An 18417-nucleotide genomic window follows, 5' to 3' on the forward strand; every position below is an offset into this window, starting at 1 on the left:
TTCAAAGCCCTGACCCGCCGGACAATCAATTAAGAGGTCATGATGAGTACAGAAATTAAAACTCAGGTCGTGGTACTTGGGGCAGGTCCTGCAGGCTACTCTGCAGCCTTCCGTGCAGCGGATTTAGGTCTGGAGACCGTGATCGTTGAGCGTTACAGCACCTTGGGTGGTGTCTGTCTGAATGTCGGCTGTATCCCTTCTAAAGCCCTGCTGCACGTGGCGAAGGTGATTGAAGAAGCCAAAGCGCTGGAAGCTCACGGTATCGTCTTCGGCAAGCCGCAGACCGATGTTGATAAAATCCGCAGCTGGAAAGAGAAAGTGATCGGTCAGCTGACCGGTGGCCTGGCCGGCATGGCAAAAGGCCGTAAAGTGAACGTGGTCAACGGCCTGGGTAAATTTACCGGTGCAAATACTCTGGTTGTGGAAAATGAGAAGGGTGAAACCACCACGATCACTTTCGACAACGCAATTATCGCGGCGGGTTCCCGTCCCATTCAGCTGCCATTCATTCCGCACGAAGACCCACGCGTTTGGGACTCTACCGATGCGCTGGAGCTGAAAGAAGTGCCAGAGCGTCTGCTGGTCATGGGCGGCGGTATCATCGGTCTGGAGATGGGCACCGTGTATCACGCGCTCGGCTCACAGATTGACGTGGTAGAAATGTTTGATCAGGTGATCCCGGCTGCCGACAAAGACGTGGTGAAAGTCTTCACTAAGCGTATCGGTAAGCAGTTCAACCTGATGCTGGAAACCAAAGTCACCGCGGTAGAAGCGAAAGAAGACGGCATCTACGTGACCATGGAAGGCAAAAAAGCCCCTGCAGAACCACAGCGTTACGACGCGGTGCTGGTGGCGATTGGCCGCGTACCGAACGGTAAAGGTCTGGATGCTGGCAAAGCGGGCGTGGAAGTGGACGACCGTGGTTTCATCCGCGTCGACAAGCAGATGCGTACCAACGTGCCGCACATCTTTGCTATCGGCGACATCGTCGGTCAGCCAATGCTGGCACACAAAGGCGTGCATGAAGGCCACGTGGCGGCAGAAGTGATTTCTGGTAAGAAACACTACTTCGACCCGAAAGTGATCCCATCGATTGCTTACACTGAGCCAGAAGTTGCCTGGGTCGGTCTGACCGAGAAAGAAGCGAAAGAGAAAGGCATCAGCTATGAAACCGCCACCTTCCCGTGGGCAGCTTCAGGCCGTGCTATCGCTTCCGATTGTGCAGACGGCATGACCAAACTGATCTTCGACAAAGAGACTCACCGCGTGATCGGTGGTGCGATTGTCGGCACCAACGGCGGCGAGCTGCTGGGTGAAATCGGTCTGGCTATCGAGATGGGTTGTGACGCTGAAGATCTGGCGCTGACCATCCACGCTCACCCAACCCTGCACGAATCGGTTGGTCTGGCGGCGGAAATCTTCGAAGGCAGCATCACCGACCTGCCAAACCCGAAAGCGAAAAAGAAATAATTCGCTGACGCGTTAGAAACGGCTCCTGCGGGAGCCGTTTTGCTTACTGTACCCCGCTAAAAATCCGCGCAGGGCGACGAAAATTCGCGTATCTTTGCAGGCAATTTCTGCCCAGCTAAAAGGCGTGTTGTGCTAAACAAAGTCGCACTGATTACCGGTGCCTCCCGCGGTATCGGTCACCATCTTGCCCGCCATTTCTATGAGCAGGGCTATCATCTGATTCTACTGGCGCGTGATGCGCAGGCGCTGGCAAGCTTTGCCGCTACGCGCGACCCCGCACGTTTACAGACGCTGGCGCTCGACGTCTGTGACTATCCTGCCGTTGCACAGCAGGTGCAGCAGGCACTCAGCCAGCATCCGCAGCTGGACGTGCTGATCAACGCCGCCGGGATTTTCCGCGCCGGGTCGACCTGCACCCCGGTCGATGACTTCAGCGCGATGCTGGCCACCAACGTCACCGCCATTCATCACCTGTGCCAGCTCTGTACGCCGTGGCTGCTGCGTGCGCCGGACGCGCGCATCTTTAATCTGGCTTCGGTCAGCGGCGTGCAGCCTTACGGCAGCGTCGCCAGCTATGCCGCCAGCAAACATGCACTGGTCGGCTACAGCCGCTCGATTGCCCGCGAGCTGGGCGCACAGGGGATTAAAGTCACCACCCTGTGCCCGGACGTGGTGGATACCGATATGGCGCAGGGTTCAGGACTGACACCGGACGAGATGCTGAGCAGCGAAGATATCTGCCGCGCCGTCGATTTCGTTGTGTCGCTGTCGCCTGCCGCGGTGGTCGAGCAGCTGACCATTGGCCGCCAGTATCGCCCGCGCAAACCCGCCTGAGCCAGGAGACTTCATGCTGGAACTGAAAGGGGTATCGCACGCTTACGGTGAGCGCACGGTACTCGACAATATCAATCTGCAGCTGACGGAAAAACGCATCGGCATCGTCGGCAGCAACGGCTGCGGTAAAAGCACCTTTGTCCGCCTGCTGAATGGCCTGCTGCTGCCGAAGCAGGGCGAAGTGCTGGTCGACGGCCTCAACACCCGTCAGCACGGTAAAGCGGTGCGGCGCAAAGTCGGCTTTGTTTTCCAGAACCCGGATAATCAGATTGTTTTTCCGGTGGTGGAGGAAGATCTCGCCTTCGGGATGAAAAATCTTGGCCTGTCGAAGGCGGTGATCCGCGAGCGCAGCGATGCCGCACTGGCGCGCTACGATATGCAGGCGTTTCGCCAGCATCCGGCGCACCTGCTGAGCGGCGGTCAGAAACAGCTGCTGGCGATCTCCGGCGTGCTGGTGATGGCGCCGGAGTACATCGTGTTTGATGAGCCGACCACGCTGCTGGATCTACGCAACAAGCGCCGGATTGCCCAGGCGATTGCCGACCTCGAGCAGACCGCTATTGTGGTCTCGCACGATCTGGAGTTTTTGCAGGATTTCGAGCGCGTGCTGGTGTTCGATCACGGCAAAGTGGTGATTGACGATGTGCCCGCCGTGGCGCTGAAAGAGTACGTCAGGATGATGTCATGACGCTGAGCGACTATATTCCGGGTCATTCCCCGCTGCACCGTTTGCCGCCGGGCATCAAGATCCTCACGCTGGCGATCCTCGGCACGCTGCTGTTTGTCTTCCCGCGCCTGGATGCGACGCTTGGCGCGCTGCTGGTGGTGATGCTGCTCTATCCGCTGGCACGCATCAGCCTGCGTATTATGCTGCTGCAGCTGAAGCCGCTGCTGTGGGTGCTGGTGCTGCTGTTTTCCGTCCAGTGGTGGATGGTCAGCTGGCAGTCCGGGGTGCTGGTGATTGCCCGCCTGGCGGCGCTGATGCTGATGGCGGCGCTGGTGACGCTCACCACCCGCACTTCAGAGATGATCGACGCGCTGGAGAAAGGGCTGTTCTGGCTGCGCTTCCTGCGCATCAACCCGGCCAAAGTCAGCCTGGCGCTGTCGCTGGCGCTGCGTTTTATTCCGGTGCTGGCGGGGATCACCGCCGAAGTGCGCGAAGCGCAAAAGGCGCGCGGGCTGGATCGCAGCGTGCTGGCGGTGGCGATCCCGGTGATTGTGCGTACCCTGAAGATGGCCGATGATATTGCCGCCGCGCTGGAAGCCCGCGCCTGGGACCCCCAGCTGCGCCGTGAGCGCAGCGATGCTGAAAAAGTGAGAGAGTAATGTCGACCCGAGATATTGTGTATATCGCGCTGTTTGCCGCGATCACCGCCGCGCTGGGCCTGTTCCCGGCCTTCAGCCTGCCGGTGATTGCGGTACCGATCACCGCCCAGACGCTAGGCCCGATGCTGGCCGGAGCGATTGCCGGGGCGAAACGCGGTGCGCTGGCGCTGGTGCTGTTTGTGCTGCTGGTGGCAATTGGCCTGCCGCTGCTGGCCGGCGGGCGGGGGGGCTTGGGGATTTTCCTTGGCCCCAGCGGTGGATTTATCCTCGCGTGGCCGCTGGCGGCACTGCTGATTGGCTGGCTGTATCAGCGTAATTTGCGATCGCTAACGCTGGTGAAAGAGCTGCTGTTCCTGACGCTGGGCGGCGTGGTGCTGATCTACTCGGCGGGTATTCCGTGGATAGCGCTGGTGGCGGGGCTGCCGCTTAAGCAGGCGGCGCTGGGTTCTCTCGGCTTCCTGCCGGGGGATATCGTTAAAGTGGTGCTGGCGGTGCTGATTGTGCGCGCCGTGCGCCGGGCCTATCCGACCCTGGAATAAGCCCGACACCTGCGTAGGGGCCGACCCTCTTGTTCGGTCGGCCCGTTTCTGACGCTACATGCGCAATAAAATCTTGCCCTGCAACTCCCCCGACTGCACCGCTTTTACCGCTTGATCAATCTCTTCCAGCGCGAACTCCGCCACAATGTCGGTGGCGATCACCCCGTCGCGGATAAACGCCATCACCTCGTTGATCCGGCGCTGCACCAGCGCTTTCTCATGGTTATGCACCCACAGGCGCAGATGGAAATTGGAAAAGCGAATGTCCGGGCGACTGCGCCAGAACGCAGGGGGAATGGGCTGGCCGGAGAGCAGGCCGTAATGGATAAACTGCCCGCCGGGTGCCAGCGCCTGCGCCAGCGTCAGCGACTCGTCGCCGCCAATGCAGTCGAGGATCGCCGCCGCGCCGCCGCTGCGGGCAATGGCCGCCAGCCTCTGCGCATAATCCGCCGCGCTGCTGTTGATCGCCTGCTCAGTGGCACAGCCCGCGAACAGCCCGAGGTTCTGCGCCCGGCGTACGATAACAATCGGCTCCAGCCCCATATGGTTGGCGATGCGGATCAGCATTTTGCCAATCGCGGAGTTGGCGGCGTTAATGATGATGCGCATCCCCGGGGTAAACTGCAGCTCCTCGGTCAGCATCAGCAGCGCGGTCATCGGGTTGACGTAGCTGGTCGCCGCCTGCTGGTCAGTGACGTAGTCCGGCAGGGTGAAGCACCACTGCGGCTCGCTCTCTTTAAAGGTCTGCCACGCGCCCATACTGCCGACCGGCAGCACGCGCTGACCGACGACCAGCCCGTCGTCATGGCTCTCACAGACAGTGCCGGTGCCTTCAAACCCCGGCACGAACGGCAGGGCGATGCGTGAACGGTATGCACCGGAAATGGTAATAATATCGGAGGGATTAATCGTGGCGTAGCGCATTCTGACCCGCACGCTGCCCGCCGCTAACGGGGCTAATGCGCACTGCTCCAGCTGCACAACGTCGCTGATGTTGCCGAACTCCCGGACCACCGCTCTGGTGAATAAAGTCTCTTTCATGGTATATTTTCTTCAGTGTTGTCCGGTTTACAGGTTAATGATTTTTATGCAGGATCAGTATAATAGCGAAACATTTCGCGTATCAATGCGCGACATTGATTTCAACGGCCACGTGCATAATTCCGTCTATCTGGACTACTGCGAAGACGCGGTAGTGAATGCTTTTCGCCGTGCGGATATTCTGCCGCTGTTTCGCCCCGACAGTGCGGGCGTGGTGTATCACGTTAAAAAATGCGAAGCCACTTTTCTGCATCCGCTGTCGGTGGATGATGTGGTAGCGCCGCAGGTGGCGATTGAGCAGCTCGGCAACAGCAGCCTGACGTTTAGCATCCAGCTGATGCTGCAGGGGAAAAACATTCCCGCCGCGCTCGGCAAGTTAGTCTGGGTCTGCGTCGATCTCACCGACCATAAACCCTGCCGCATTCCCGATGAAACGCGCCAGGCGTTAACCCGCTATTTCCCCGTCAGCGAGGCCTGAGGCAGATGCCGGTCCACGACAGGGTTAAGCTGCACGCGAACAACACCCCGAATAAAACCGCCGTCAGCATCGACGGCCAGACGCTGAGCTGGCAGCAGCTGTGGCAGCGCGGCCTCGCACTGTATCAGCATCTGCGCCAGCAGCCGAATGCATCCGGCACTGTGGCGATTGCCACCGGTAACCACCTTGCTTTTCCCGTCGCCTGGCTTGCCGCCACCGCGCATCCCTACACCGCCGCGATTATCGACCCGCAGGCTCCGCTTGAGCAGCTGCGCGATATGCTGAGCCGCCTGGCGCCCGGCCTGCTGCTGCTGAAACAGCAGGACCATCAGCTGATCGCCGTGGCGGAGCAGCTTGCGATCCGCTGGCTGGCGGTGGACGGCTGGCAGCCAGCCGACCCACTGCGGGAGGAGGGAGAGTTTTGTGCCCAGATGCAGGCGCCAACGCCGTTTCTGATCAACTTCACCTCCGGCACCACCAGCCTGCCAAAAGCCTTTATCCGCTCGCGCCGCTCGTGGCGCTGCAGCTTTGAAAACGGCGAGGCGATTTTCCAGCTGGCCGCAGCGCCGTCAACCCTTTTTCCCGGCCCGCTATCGCACGGCATTGGCCTCTACTGCCTGAACGAGACGCTGTATGCCGGGGGCACCTTTTACAGCCTCGGGCAGTGGCAGCCTGCGGCGGCGCTGGCCCTGATCGCTGCGGAAAAAATTGCGCGCATCGTGCTGGTGCCGACGATGATCGCCGGTTTCGCCCGCGTCAGCGCCGGGGCAGAATTCCCCGAGCTGCGCAGCCTGCTGAGCGCCGGGGCCAAGCTGGAGCTAAACCACTATCGCCAGGCGCGCGCGCTGTTTCCGGCGGCGCGCATGCAGGAGTATTACGGCGCTTCCGAGCTGGGATTTATTGCGGTCTCGACGCTGGATGACGACAACATCAGCGACTCGCTGGCCAACGTCGGGTCTGCTTTTCCCGGCACCGAAATCACCATCCGTGATGACGACGGTAAATTACTGCCCGCCGGCCAGCCCGGCACCATCTGGCTCAGCAGCGAGCAGCTGATCGAAGGGTATTTATGGGGCGATGACGGCACTGCTTTTGTAAAGCAGGGTCATATGGCGACGGTGGCCGATATCGGTTATCTCGACCAGCGTCAGCGCTTAACGGTGATTGGCCGCCGGGGAAATATGATCCTCAGCGGCGGCAATAACATCTATCTCTCCGAAATCGAGTCGGTGATTAAATCGCTGCCGGGAATGATTGAAGCGGTGGTGATCGCCGTTGATGATGACTACCTCGGCAAAAAGCTGGTAGCGGTTGTTGAAGCCGATGACGACGCCTGCCGCCAGCTGGCAGTCAAGTGCCGCGAGCTTCTGGCAAAATATAAGCGCCCGCGCCACTATTACCGCATTAGCCGCTGGCCGCTGACGCCAAGCGGCAAGATAAAACGTAACGAGCTGGAAAAGAGGATTGCAGGCCATGCCGCAGAGCTTACTGAACTATCAGCCGCCGAGTGACAGCCAGCCGGTGATTGTCGCCGCCTGCCGCACGCCGGTAGGCAGAGCTTATGGCGCACTGGCCAGCCTGCCAATGGAAGCGCTGCTGGCACCGCTGTTTACCCATCTTCTGGCGACGCTGCCGGAAAATTTCAGCGCCATCGACGAGGTGATTATCGGCAATGCTACCGGCGGCGGTGGCAACATTGCCCGCCTGGCGGCGCTGGCGGCAGGGCTTCCGCTGGCGGTTCCGGCGGTAACGGTTGACCGCCAGTGCGGCTCGGGGCTGGAGGCGGTGATCAACGCCTGCCGTCTGGTGCAGGCGCAGGCCGGGGAGTGCTACCTGGCCGGTGGCGTTGAGAGCGTCAGCAGCGCGCCGTGGCGGGTGGAGAAACCCGGCTCTCTGAAGCAGATGCCGCGCTTTTATGGCCGTGCGCGCTTCTCGCCGGAGGAGGTGGGAGACCCTGAAATGGGCATCGCCGCCGAAAATGTCGCGCAGCACTGCGGCATCGGCCGCCAGCGCCAGGACCAGTTTGCCCTGCGCAGCCATCAGCGCGCCATCGCCGCGCAGCAGCAGGGCGCGTTTGCCGCCGAAATCGTGGCGCTCAGCGTGAACGGCCAGCAGATTGCCAGCGATGAGTGCCCGCGCCCCGGTACCTCCCTTGAACGACTGGCGGCACTTCCTCCGGTTTTCGCCGCCAACGGCACGGTGACCGCAGGCAACTGCTGCCCGCTAAATGACGGCGCTTCGCTGCTGCTGGTGATGAGCCGCCGCAAAGCGCGCGAGTGCGGTTTTAGCGAGGGGCTGCTATTTGCCGATGCCTGTAGTGCGGGCGTTGACCCGAACCTGCTGGGCCTCGGCCCGGTGCCCGCCACGCAAAAGCTACTGGCGCGCCAGCCGCAGCTGACGCTGGATGCTATACCCGTGATTGAGTTTAACGAGGCTTTCGCCGCGCAGGTGCTGGGTTCGGTGGACGCGCTGGGCATTGATGAGCAGCGCATTAATTTGCAGGGCGGGGCGATCGCTCTCGGCCACCCTTACGGCGCTTCCGGTGCCATTATGGTGACGCGCCTGTTCAACCAGCTGGTCGGCAAACAGCAGGGGAGTGGCTACGGGCTGGCGATGCTCGGCATCGCCGGAGGATTAGGGCTAAGCGCGCTGTTTCAGGCGGTGCGGCTGTAATCCTACTTTCCGCGCCACTGCGGGGCGCGCCGCTCAGCAAAGGCGTGCAGGCCTTCCTGATAGTCGAGGCTGCTTTGCAGCTGCTGTAACTCTTCAGCGCTGCGCTGGCGCAGATCCTCAGCGAGAGTCTCTCTCAATAGCGCGTTGCAGGCCTGAACCGCCAGCGGCGCGTTGCGGTTTAGGCGGGCCGCTAGCGCCAGCGCGCTCTCCATCAGCTCTTCCGCCTCCGCCAGCTGATAAAACAGCCCCAGCGCCAGCGCCCGCTGTGCGTCCATCGGTTCGCCGATCAGCAGCATCTCACGCGCCACGCTGGCAGGCAGCCGCGTGGCCAGCTGGCCGATCGCGCCCCCGAGCGGCAGCAGCCCGTGCTTCACTTCCGGCAGTGCGATTTTCACCTGCGGCGCCGCGATAATAAAATCGCACTCCAGCGCCAGCTCCAGCCCGCCGCCGAAGGCATGACCGTTAAGCGCGGCAATCCAGATTTTGCGCCGCGGCAGGTGCTGCAACGGGTTATAGCCACCGTGAGAGTTCATCAGCCCTTTGCCGCCATCGGTGAATGCCTCCTGCAAATCGGCACCCCCGCAGAATACCGTACCGCTGCCGGTGAGGATCACCGTGCGGATATCCGGCTGCTGCTCGCACCAGCTCAGGCACTCTTCCAGCTCGGCGACCATCACCGCGTTGTAGGCATTGCTGGCGGCGGGGCGGTTAAGCGTCAGGCGCGCCACGTGGGCAATCGGGCGGTCGCAGCGCACCAGCTGCGTGTTCGGTTGTTGGCTATTCATCATGGCTTACCGTGACTGTCTGAGGGCGAAGAGTGTAGCTTTATGCCTATCCATTTATTTAGCAAGCTTACGACGCGCGAGTTCGTGAGGTTAAAGTTTTAAAGCAAAAAGATCCTTCTGCTGAAAAAAGCTAAGTATTTACAGTCGAGGGTAGGGTCGAGGCATGCCTCGACCTGGTGTTTAGAGGCTTATCTCATCCACTGTCACTCTTAATGATCTGTACGTTATTGAAAACCGCACGCCCCTCTTTTTTGTCACCTCGATAACCTTTTGATTTAAACGATCTAATCGAACAGCTTTAAAAAAGGGTTTTTTACCAGGAGTGCGGCAATTGAATAATGTTTATAACGAGTTAGAGTGGTTTGTTAGCCGTTCACTGCCGAGCAGGCAGCTTAGAAAATCATGCACGTGAATTTTCAGCTGTGCAGGGGGGATCAACTGCTGGATGAAACGTTGTCAAAGTATCCCCTTCACACCAGTAATCATTAAATAATGCAATTGCATTAATTTAACCCGCGTCGTATAATTTGCTCAGAAGTTAATCAGATTTTTAAGGTGAGAAATATGAGTGCTAACGCGCGTCCCGATACTGCTCTGACTGTCGATTCAAAAGTGACGGCCCGCTGTCAAACGACAATACCAGCACCGGTACGTGAAGCGCTGAAGCTTCGGCCGGGCAAAGACCATATTCAGTATGAGATCCTTTCCGGTGGGAAAGTACTACTGAGCCGTCAAGAAATAGCGCAAGAAGATGATGTCATGGACGCATTCCTACATTTTCTCGCTGCTGACATCAAAAGTGCTCCTCAGAATGTTCAACCTTTCGACATGTCGCGAGGCCGCGAACTGGTTGCTGGCATGAACGTTAACATTGACGATGATATCTGCGACGAGGACTGATGGGCTAATGGACAAAGGATTGCCGGAAGAAGTTAATGGGTGGAAAATTTATGCGCATCCATGTTTTAAGCAAGCCTACGACGCGCTAGTTAGCGAGGTTGAGGTTTTAAAGCAAAAAGATCCTCAAGGATACCAGAAGAAAGCATCAGCAAAGCTCCTGGCCGTTGTCCATAAAGTTATTGAGGAAGGAATTGCTGTCGACCCTTCTGCTGCAGCGTATCGTCAGGGGACTACCCTGGGGAGCAATTTTAAGGATTGGTCCAGGGCGAAGTTTGGTAATGCACGTTATCGATTATTTTTTCGCTACAGCTCAGCGGAAAAGGTGATAATCCTGGCGTGGATGAACGACAGTAGTACCCTTCGCACCTATGACAGCAAAACCGATTCTTACAGGGTTTTCGAAAAAATGCTTAGAAAAGGGAAACCGCCGAAGGATTGGGGGCAGCTCTTTCATGAATCGAAGAAAAATAAATAAAAATCCGTATTAATACAGCTTCATATCCCGCATAGAATTTTATTCCCGCGCTAGCGTGGGATAGAAGTTCCTGCCTGGAGCCGCAGACAGCGCTAACCAGTTATTCCCGACAGTCAAATTAGGCATGTATGTAAAGTCAGCCGGGTTGATGGCGGTGTTTAATGTCATAGAGCTTGTTCCGAAATCCGCTGAAAAAAAAGCTTAAAGTATTTACCGTCCAGTGTAGGGTCGAGGCATGCCTCGACCTGGTGTTTAGATGCTTATCTCATCCACTGTCACTCTTAATGTTCTGTACGTTATTGAAAACCGCGCGAACCTCTTTTTTGTCACCTCGATAACTTTTTGATTTTAAACGACCTAATCGAACGGCTTTAAAAAAGGGTTTTTACCAAGCGTGCAGCAATTGAATAATGTTTATAACGAGTTAGAGTGGTTTGTTAACCGTTCACTGCCGAGCAGGCAGCTTAGAAAACCACAACGCAGCACAGTAGTCGCCAGGCTTAGTTCACTGCCGTACAGGCAGCTTAGAAAAGTTAAAACGTAGCCAGCAGCTGTGGCTGGACGTTCACTGCCGAGCAGGCAGCTTAGAAAATTCTGTCGTAGAGTCTGCAGTTCACTGCCGTACAGGCAGCTTAGAAAACAGAGTTGCTCCCGCCTGGATGCATACTGCACTGGCATCGAAGGGCGGTTGATGTCACCACAGATATTAAGATGCTAGTGAGTACCGCCGGTACGCCGATTGATCCTAACGATACGGCCATTGCCGTCGGTGCTATTCTGGTGACTAATAACATGCGGGAGTTTAAGCGAGTGCCAGGCATTAAGTTGGAGGACTGATAAAAATAATTTTAGCAATAATGAGCTTTGCGCATTGATGGAAAAACGTATGCTGAAAACACTGCTAATATACTTTTCTTAATATTCTTTTGACTGGTTTTTCGTCATCATAATACCGCGATGGCCAGATTTTTTCTGGCGGAATCCCGATTTTCATAGCAATAATTAACTCACCCTTCAGCCATGGTTTTGATAAAGCATTTGCCAGCGTTCCGGATGATAAACCGTACTCGCGAGATAACTGTGCTAAAGAATAGCCTTTCATTCTGAGTGCGCACTGGATCTGCGCCCTGTGCCAGTCTGGAGCGTTAATGCTAGTTTTGGTTTTATTTCGATTCATGATCTCAACCTTTTTTCTTTGGGTTTATTAGATTTTATGTTTTTCATGTAATCATGTGTTAGAAGGTTTTTTGGTTCATTTCCCCACTTTTGATTCAGGCTTTTGAAAGAAATTCTGTGGGATGTAACTGTTGAAATTATGCTGAAAGCAGTAGTCCAGGAATGCGCGCTTATTATTTACATTGGCTTTGCTATGGATGACCCGCATTCTGTTTTCTATGGTTCTTTTGGACAGACATAGTTTGTTTGATATCTCTTTACCTGTAAAACCATGGATGACATAAAAAATCAAATCCCATTCACTGGTTGTAAACAGCTCTGATGGGGGAGTAAATACGAGCGATGTTGGGATTTGAATGCTTTCAAGACTGGTTAACACCAGTGCATCTACGGGGCGGCCATGAAAAATAGTCCCACAGCACAATCCCACATCATCAAACAAGGGATATTTGTCAAAATACCAGGGTTGCAGCCAGTCATGTTTTTCAAATGGATGAATTTCTATCGATGTGACGCGATCCTGCATTGCTTCAACTTTACGGTCATGCGCCTGGAATTGTTCCTGAAAGCGCGCTGTTGATGCCGGCAATTCGCCATCCAGTCTTCCAGACACGTCGTAGCCTGCAGGCAGCCCCAGTAATCTGCAATAAGCACCATTTGCATAGATAAACGTTGATGTGGCATCTTTCGCTCCCCATGGTTCCTGGCTAACCTCCCAGAATCTAATCATATTATTGATGCTGGTTCTCAGTTTGAACATGTCTTTCATTCTGTTTTCCTTGTAGTAATGCATCCATTTTAATGAAGCGTAATTATTTTCTTTTACATGTTTGTATTATGAGTGTAGGTAATTAGATTGTTTGTAGTGCCGATTTTATAGGGTAAAAGTTACTCTAAATTGTAAACAAAGGAGCCAAACGTGATTTCAATATCAGATTTTAATATTGAACGTGCAGAAAAGGATCAGCTGGCAGGGATTTCAATCACTGAGATGGTCATTAAGAACGGGCTATGTGCCTACGGCACCTCGCTGGCCAAAGGAAAACGGGTGACGTGCCACAGTCATGGCGAAGGGGAAGAGTGGTATATTATCCTGTCAGGCAGGGGGACGATTTGGACGGGGGACAGTGACAATGATACGGTGAAAAATACCCGTTCGGATCCGATAAAGTCAGGTTCGGTATTTTGCATATATCCAGATACTGCGCATCAGCTGATAGCGCTCACCGACATGGAATTTATCTTTTTGTGCCCGCCTACACATATCACCACCGATAGAACCTTTTTTGACGATATAGCCAGCTGAGTAAATTCACGGGGCGGCGAAATGCTGCCCACCGCGCGCATTCAGCAATTGAATCATGTTTATAACGGGTTAGAGTAGTTTGCTAAAGGTTCACTGCCCGGCATGCAGCTTAGAAAATTCCGCTAGAAAGTTCTCATTTATTGCCGCGCAGGTAGCTTAAAAAATTCATTGATATATTGATATAAGGCGTGATTGAAAGGAACGTTTAAAAGTGCACCTTCAGCCTGATCGCCCCTGACTAACCCATTAATCCCACCCCATAAGTTATCAAACCCATCTGATAAATAAGCTGAAATTATTTCCACAGGCTCTGATGGGAGATGACTGTGCGGGAGATATGCGGTTTTTTAATCGCTGTCGCAGTGTGATTGCCAAAACAAGCCTGAAAAGGTAGTGAAAAGCGCTGCAAAAGGCCGTTTACTGCCGCGTGAATCAGCAGCAAGCTGATGTTGCTTTTTTGTAAACAGATTAACATGCAGGCCGAATCCTGCTATGCTGCCACTCGCGAAACCGGGCACCTTACCCTACACACGGATTGTTTTCACTTCGCGGTGACTTAGGTAGCCCGGGATGCCAAATACAATGAGAGTGAGGAGAACGTCGTGCTAGAAGAATACCGTAAGCACGTTGCCGAGCGTGCTGCCCAGGGGATTGTTCCTAAACCGTTAGATGCTTCCCAAATGGCCGCGCTGGTTGAACTGCTAAAAGCCCCTCCAGCGGGTGAAGAAGAGTTTCTGTTAGACCTGTTAATTAACCGAGTGCCGCCGGGCGTAGATGAAGCGGCGTATGTCAAAGCCGGTTTCCTGGCTGCTGTCGCGAAAGGCGAAGCGACTTCTCCTCTGGTTACTCCTGAAAAAGCCGTTGAGCTGCTGGGCACCATGCAGGGCGGTTATAACATCCATGCGCTGATCGAAGCGCTTGACGATGAAAAGCTGGCGCCAATTGCCGCTGAAGCCCTGTCCCACACGCTGCTGATGTTCGACAACTTCTATGACGTTGAAGAAAAATCCAAAGCGGGCAACCCTCACGCGAAGAAAATTATTCAGTCCTGGGCTGACGCCGAGTGGTTCCTGAAGCGTCCGAAACTGGCAGAAAAAATCACCGTAACCGTGTTCAAAGTGACCGGCGAAACCAATACCGACGACCTCTCTCCGGCGCCGGATGCCTGGTCGCGCCCGGATATTCCACTGCACGCGTTAGCGATGTTGAAAAACGCCCGCGAAGGCATCGAACCCGATGATGCCGGTAACGTTGGCCCGATCAAACAGATTGAAGCCCTGCAGCAAAAAGGCTTCCCGCTGACTTACGTAGGTGACGTGGTCGGTACCGGTTCTTCACGTAAATCCGCCACCAACTCGGTGCTGTGGTTTATGGGCGACGATATCCCTTACGTGCCAAACAAGAAGGGCGGCGGTGTCTGCCTCGGCGGTAAAATCGCGCCGATCTTCTTCAACACCATGGAAGATGCCGGCGCACTGCCGATCGAAGTGGACGTTGACCGTCTGAATATGGGCGATGTGATCGACATCTATCCCTACAAAGGCGAAGTGCGTCATCACGAAACCGGTGAAGTGCTGGCTAATTTCGAACTGAAAACCAACGTGCTGCTGGATGAAGTGCGTGCGGGTGGCCGTATTCCACTGATTATCGGCCGTGGCCTGACCACCAAAGCGCGTGAATCTCTCGGTCTGCCGCACAGCGACGTGTTTGAGCAGGCGAAAGACGTGGCGGCCAGCACCCGTGGCTTCTCCCTGGCGCAGAAAATGGTTGGCCGCGCCTGTGGCGTTGACGGCGTGCGCCCTGGTGCTTACTGCGAACCGAAAATGACCTCGGTTGGCTCGCAGGATACCACCGGTCCAATGACCCGTGATGAGCTGAAAGATCTTGCCTGCCTGGGCTTCTCTGCGGACCTGGTGATGCAGTCCTTCTGCCACACCGCGGCCTATCCGAAGCCGGTGGACGTGACCACGCACCATACTCTGCCTGACTTCATTATGAACCGTGGTGGCGTATCGCTGCGCCCTGGCGACGGCATTATCCACAGCTGGCTGAACCGTATGCTGCTGCCGGATACCGTCGGTACTGGCGGTGACTCGCACACCCGTTTCCCGATCGGCATCTCCTTCCCGGCGGGTTCTGGCCTGGTGGCGTTTGCTGCGGCAACCGGCGTTATGCCGCTGGATATGCCAGAGTCGGTGCTGGTGCGCTTCAAAGGCAAAATGCAGCCTGGCATCACCCTGCGCGATCTGGTACACGCGATCCCGCTGTATGCGATCAAAGCTGGCCTGCTGACCGTTGAGAAGAAAGGTAAGAAAAACATCTTCTCTGGCCGCATCCTCGAAATTGAAGGTCTGCCTGACCTGAAAGTTGAGCAGGCATTCGAACTGTCCGATGCTTCGGCAGAGCGCTCTGCAGCGGGCTGTAGCATCAAGCTGGGCAAAGACCCGATCATCGAGTATCTCAACTCGAACATCGTGCTGCTGAAGTGGATGATCTCTGAAGGTTACGGCGACCGTCGTACCATCGAGCGCCGTATCCAGGGCATGGAGAAATGGCTTGCGGATCCTCAGCTGATGGAAGGCGATGCTGACGCGGAATACGCGGCAGTCATCGAAATCGATCTGGCCGACATCAAAGAGCCAATTCTCTGTGCGCCAAACGACCCGGACGATGCCCGCCTGCTGTCCGACGTGCAGGGCACCAAGATTGACGAAGTGTTTATTGGCTCCTGCATGACCAACATCGGTCACTTCCGTGCGGCTGGTAAGCTGCTGGATGCGCACAAAGGCCAGCTGCCAACCCGTCTGTGGGTGGCTCCGCCAACCAAGATGGACGCGGCGCAGCTGACTGAAGAGGGCTACTACAGCGTGTTCGGTAAGAGCGGTGCGCGCATCGAGATCCCCGGCTGTTCCCTGTGCATGGGTAACCAGGCGCGTGTGGCAGATGGCGCAACGGTGGTGTCGACCTCCACGCGTAACTTCCCGAACCGTCTGGGTACCGGTGCCAACGTCTTCCTGGCGTCTGCCGAGCTGTCTGCGGTAGCGTCTCTGCTGGGCAAACTGCCAACGCCGGAAGAGTACCTGAAGTTCATGGACCAGGTGGACAAAACCGCGGTGGATACCTACCGTTACCTGAACTTTGACCAGCTGAGCCAGTACACCGACAAAGCTGACGGCGTGATTTTCCAGACTGCGGTTTAACCCCCAGTCAGCGCTGACAAACCGGGCCTCGTGCCCGGTTTTTTTATGCCTGACGTAAAAGCGCTGCTTTTGTGCAGGCGGGCTGCGATAATGCGCGCTCAAGCTCAGATTTGTCGGGGCAGACGCGCAACAGTAAGCCGTCTGTGCTGGAGGAAAGTATCATGGAATACGAATTTTTAAGGGACATCACCGGCGTGGTGAAAGTCCGCATGACGATGGGCCACGAGGCCGTCGGCCACTGGTTTAATGATGAGGTGAATGAAAACCTCGCGTTGCTGGATGAAGTGGAAGCGGCAGTGGCTGAAGTGAAAGGCAGCGTGCGCCAGTGGCAGCGGGTGGGGAAAGAGTACACGCTGCTGCTGGATGAAGAAGAGGTGATGATCCGCGCCAATCAGCTCGGTTTTGACGGCGACGAGATGGAAGACGGCATGAGCTATTACGACGAAGAGAGCCTGGCGTTCTGCGGCGTGGAGGATTTTCTCGCGGTGATCGCCGCCTATCGCGCGTTTTTGCAGGGGCGATGAGCAGCGGATGCGGGCCGATCAAAACAAAAGATCGCCCCTGGGATGGGGGCAACCTCATCCCGTAGGGGCTGGTCATGGCCCTGCGCTGTTAAGACTCGGGCTTCATTTTCACGCTGAGAAACTGCGTGCCGTCTTTGGTGGTAATCACTTCTACGGTGCCATTTTTACGTGCCTCTGCCAGAGCAGCCTGGGCCCGTTCAATTAATTTAACCTGAGTTGCACGCGCTCGGTCATAATTCTTCAGGGAAGCTGTTTGGTGTTCTAATGACATATTCCTTATCTCCTGTAGCTCGTTGCAAAGAAAATCCCTTATGTTGCCTGAGCAGTATACTCGAAATTGAGTGATAAACTTGATTCAGTTTTTCATCGCTGGCGATAAAACAGTATATCTCAGGATGATGTTCCTCATAGTGGGATAAGATGGTTTCAATAACCCTTCTAAATACAATAACTGCTTTACTTCCGATATTTTGTCTGGCCAAATGGGTATTATTAATCTGGTTTTCGATGCAGTCGAACGCAATTTCGAACATACCGTTAGTTGGAAAAGTAAAATCATCGGGTAAGGTTAATGCAGTGTTTTGTTGTTCTCTGATCTCTGAAAAATAAACCTCATAGGGTTTGTCCCCTAATGAAAAAAAACCAATATGTAGTGTATTTTCAATATTAATCACCTTGAAATCATTCATCGCATTTATCCTTATGCCAGTGCAGCTATCGTGCCTCATGCAGCAAGGGGAGAGCAACAGGCTGGCAGCGGATTTATTGCGTAGCGTTACGCAAATTAGGATGTAATTAAATGAAAATGGCAGAAATAAAAAACGGCCCGCAGGCCGTTTATTTATACGAATAACTTAAAGCGATAAGTTAAGCGGTTAAGGCGCTTTTAATCCAATGGCTGGAATGTTGCGGCCATAGTAAATTTCACGCATCTCTTTCCACAGCAGATCGGTGATGCGCTTATGTTCCTGCGGGCTGAGGTCGGCAGGGTCGGTATTAAACAGATAATGTTTAAGATCGAACTCCTTCAGCAGCATTTTGCTATGGAACATATTTTCCTGATAGACATTCACATCCATCATGTCATACATCGACTTCATATCGTCCGACATAAAGTTCTGGATCGAATTGATCTCGTGGTCGATAAAGTGTTTCACCCCGTTGACGTCGCGCGTAAAGCCGCGCACGCGATAGTCGATGGTGACAATATCGGACTCCAGCTGGTGAATTAAGTAGTTCAGCGCTTTCAGGGGCGAAATCACGCCGCAGGTTGATACTTCAATATCGGCACGGAAAGTACAGAGCCCGCCTTCGGGATGGCTTTCCGGGTAGGTATGCACGCAGATATGGCTCTTATCAAGGTGCGCAACCACGGAGTTTGGCAGCGGGCCGGGGTGCTCGGAGGTATCGATATCGCGCGGATCGACAGGCTCTTCGCTCACCAGAATCGTCACGCTGGCACCCTGTGGTTCATAGTCCTGGCGTGCGATATTCAGCACGTTCGCCCCGATAATCGAGCAGGTTTCGCTCAGAATTTCGGTCAGGCGGTTAGCATTATACTGCTCATCAATGTACGCAATGTATCCGTCGCGTTCAGCCTCAGTGTTCGCGTAACAGATATCGTAGATACAAAAACTCAGGCTTTTCGTCAGGTTGTTGAAGCCATGTAGTTTCAGCTTTTGCAATTTCA

At 55.1% G+C, this 18417-nt stretch carries 20 protein-coding genes and 1 pseudogene; 14 read left to right on the forward strand and 7 right to left on the reverse strand.

Annotated elements, in window-relative coordinates:
* The first annotated feature begins 42 nt into the window (after nucleotides 1-42).
* From lpdA to J2Y91_RS12305, 5 genes are all read left to right on the forward strand, one after another.
* Nucleotides 43-1470 carry a dihydrolipoyl dehydrogenase gene (gene lpdA, locus J2Y91_RS12285; protein ID WP_048914928.1) on the forward strand — a complete coding sequence of 476 codons (1428 nt, stop codon included), beginning with the start codon at nucleotides 43-45 and terminating at the stop codon, nucleotides 1468-1470.
* Between the two features lie 129 nt (nucleotides 1471-1599).
* Nucleotides 1600-2304 carry an SDR family NAD(P)-dependent oxidoreductase gene (locus tag J2Y91_RS12290; RefSeq protein WP_133624478.1) on the forward strand — a complete coding sequence of 235 codons (705 nt, stop codon included), beginning with the start codon at nucleotides 1600-1602 and terminating at the stop codon, nucleotides 2302-2304.
* Between the two features lie 13 nt (nucleotides 2305-2317).
* A complete protein-coding gene (locus J2Y91_RS12295) occupies nucleotides 2318-2992 on the forward strand; it encodes an energy-coupling factor ABC transporter ATP-binding protein (protein ID WP_048914930.1) in 675 nt (224 codons plus the stop codon).
* Nucleotides 2989-3630, forward strand: coding sequence for an energy-coupling factor transporter transmembrane component T family protein (locus J2Y91_RS12300; protein WP_133624476.1), 642 nt, complete (start codon nucleotides 2989-2991; stop codon nucleotides 3628-3630). Before J2Y91_RS12295 ends, J2Y91_RS12300 begins: the two co-directional genes overlap by 4 nt.
* Nucleotides 3630-4169: a biotin transporter BioY gene (locus J2Y91_RS12305; RefSeq protein WP_133624474.1), complete on the forward strand. Its 540-nt coding sequence runs from the start codon at nucleotides 3630-3632 to the stop codon at nucleotides 4167-4169. Before J2Y91_RS12300 ends, J2Y91_RS12305 begins: the two co-directional genes overlap by 1 nt.
* A gap of 54 nt (nucleotides 4170-4223) precedes the next feature.
* On the opposite strand, the gene J2Y91_RS12310 is transcribed toward J2Y91_RS12305, so the two are convergent.
* Nucleotides 4224-5210 (reverse strand): zinc-dependent alcohol dehydrogenase family protein, encoded by a 987-nt coding sequence (locus J2Y91_RS12310; RefSeq protein ID WP_133624472.1) that lies wholly within the window; start codon nucleotides 5208-5210, stop codon nucleotides 4224-4226.
* A 46-nt stretch (nucleotides 5211-5256) separates the two neighbouring features.
* Here J2Y91_RS12310 and J2Y91_RS12315 point away from each other — a divergent pair, with 46 nt between their 5' ends.
* Genes J2Y91_RS12315 through J2Y91_RS12325 form a run of 3 tightly spaced genes read left to right on the forward strand, consistent with a single transcriptional unit; the run spans nucleotide 5257 to nucleotide 8361 of the window.
* A complete protein-coding gene (locus J2Y91_RS12315; RefSeq protein WP_413449724.1) occupies nucleotides 5257-5688 on the forward strand; it encodes an acyl-CoA thioesterase in 432 nt (143 codons plus the stop codon).
* 5 nt (nucleotides 5689-5693) lie between these two features.
* Entirely contained in the window at nucleotides 5694-7199 is a 1506-nt protein-coding gene (locus J2Y91_RS12320) for a class I adenylate-forming enzyme family protein (RefSeq protein WP_133624468.1), read from the forward strand.
* Nucleotides 7162-8361: a thiolase family protein gene (locus J2Y91_RS12325; RefSeq protein WP_133624466.1), complete on the forward strand. Its 1200-nt coding sequence runs from the start codon at nucleotides 7162-7164 to the stop codon at nucleotides 8359-8361. Before J2Y91_RS12320 ends, J2Y91_RS12325 begins: the two co-directional genes overlap by 38 nt.
* Before the next feature lie 2 nt (nucleotides 8362-8363).
* Here J2Y91_RS12325 and J2Y91_RS12330 read toward each other — a convergent pair whose 3' ends face one another.
* Nucleotides 8364-9146: an enoyl-CoA hydratase/isomerase family protein gene (locus J2Y91_RS12330; protein ID WP_133625119.1), complete on the reverse strand. Its 783-nt coding sequence runs from the start codon at nucleotides 9144-9146 to the stop codon at nucleotides 8364-8366.
* Between the two features lie 564 nt (nucleotides 9147-9710).
* On the opposite strand from J2Y91_RS12330, the gene J2Y91_RS12335 reads away from it, so the two are divergent.
* From J2Y91_RS12335 to J2Y91_RS12345, 3 genes and pseudogenes are all read left to right on the forward strand, one after another.
* Nucleotides 9711-10046 carry a type II toxin-antitoxin system PrlF family antitoxin gene (locus tag J2Y91_RS12335; protein WP_133624464.1) on the forward strand — a complete coding sequence of 112 codons (336 nt, stop codon included), beginning with the start codon at nucleotides 9711-9713 and terminating at the stop codon, nucleotides 10044-10046.
* A 7-nt stretch (nucleotides 10047-10053) separates the two neighbouring features.
* Nucleotides 10054-10521 (forward strand): type II toxin-antitoxin system YhaV family toxin, encoded by a 468-nt coding sequence (locus J2Y91_RS12340; RefSeq protein WP_133624462.1) that lies wholly within the window; start codon nucleotides 10054-10056, stop codon nucleotides 10519-10521.
* 646 nt (nucleotides 10522-11167) lie between these two features.
* Nucleotides 11168-11358 (forward strand): annotated as a pseudogene (locus tag J2Y91_RS12345) (VapC toxin family PIN domain ribonuclease); the annotation flags it as partial.
* Between the two features lie 64 nt (nucleotides 11359-11422).
* Here the strand turns inward: J2Y91_RS12345 and J2Y91_RS12350 are convergent.
* On the reverse strand, nucleotides 11423-11698 hold the full coding sequence (locus J2Y91_RS12350) for a helix-turn-helix domain-containing protein (protein WP_133624460.1): 276 nt from the start codon (nucleotides 11696-11698) through the stop codon (nucleotides 11423-11425).
* 75 nt (nucleotides 11699-11773) lie between these two features.
* On the reverse strand, nucleotides 11774-12466 hold the full coding sequence (locus tag J2Y91_RS12355; protein WP_253538463.1) for a helix-turn-helix transcriptional regulator: 693 nt from the start codon (nucleotides 12464-12466) through the stop codon (nucleotides 11774-11776).
* A 150-nt stretch (nucleotides 12467-12616) separates the two neighbouring features.
* On the opposite strand from J2Y91_RS12355, the gene J2Y91_RS12360 reads away from it, so the two are divergent.
* From J2Y91_RS12360 to yacL, 3 genes are all read left to right on the forward strand, one after another.
* Entirely contained in the window at nucleotides 12617-13003 is a 387-nt protein-coding gene (locus J2Y91_RS12360) for a cupin domain-containing protein (RefSeq protein ID WP_253538466.1), read from the forward strand.
* A 602-nt stretch (nucleotides 13004-13605) separates the two neighbouring features.
* Nucleotides 13606-16203: a bifunctional aconitate hydratase 2/2-methylisocitrate dehydratase gene (gene acnB / locus J2Y91_RS12365; RefSeq protein ID WP_099754541.1), complete on the forward strand. Its 2598-nt coding sequence runs from the start codon at nucleotides 13606-13608 to the stop codon at nucleotides 16201-16203.
* 161 nt (nucleotides 16204-16364) lie between these two features.
* Entirely contained in the window at nucleotides 16365-16727 is a 363-nt protein-coding gene (gene yacL, locus J2Y91_RS12370; protein ID WP_048914942.1) for a protein YacL, read from the forward strand.
* A gap of 88 nt (nucleotides 16728-16815) precedes the next feature.
* Here yacL and J2Y91_RS12375 read toward each other — a convergent pair whose 3' ends face one another.
* The 3 genes from J2Y91_RS12375 to speD form a co-directional block, all read right to left on the reverse strand.
* Nucleotides 16816-16998, reverse strand: coding sequence for a hypothetical protein (locus J2Y91_RS12375; RefSeq protein ID WP_133624455.1), 183 nt, complete (start codon nucleotides 16996-16998; stop codon nucleotides 16816-16818).
* Entirely contained in the window at nucleotides 16958-17416 is a 459-nt protein-coding gene (locus J2Y91_RS12380) for a hypothetical protein (protein ID WP_133624453.1), read from the reverse strand. The genes J2Y91_RS12375 and J2Y91_RS12380 overlap by 41 nt, the downstream gene beginning before the upstream one ends.
* A gap of 186 nt (nucleotides 17417-17602) precedes the next feature.
* Nucleotides 17603-18412 (reverse strand): adenosylmethionine decarboxylase, encoded by an 810-nt coding sequence (speD, locus tag J2Y91_RS12385; RefSeq protein ID WP_048914972.1) that lies wholly within the window; start codon nucleotides 18410-18412, stop codon nucleotides 17603-17605.
* Nucleotides 18413-18417 lie beyond the last annotated feature (5 nt).

The organism is Erwinia aphidicola (assembly GCF_024169515.1).
In the GTDB taxonomy this organism is placed as follows: domain Bacteria; phylum Pseudomonadota; class Gammaproteobacteria; order Enterobacterales; family Enterobacteriaceae; genus Erwinia; species Erwinia aphidicola.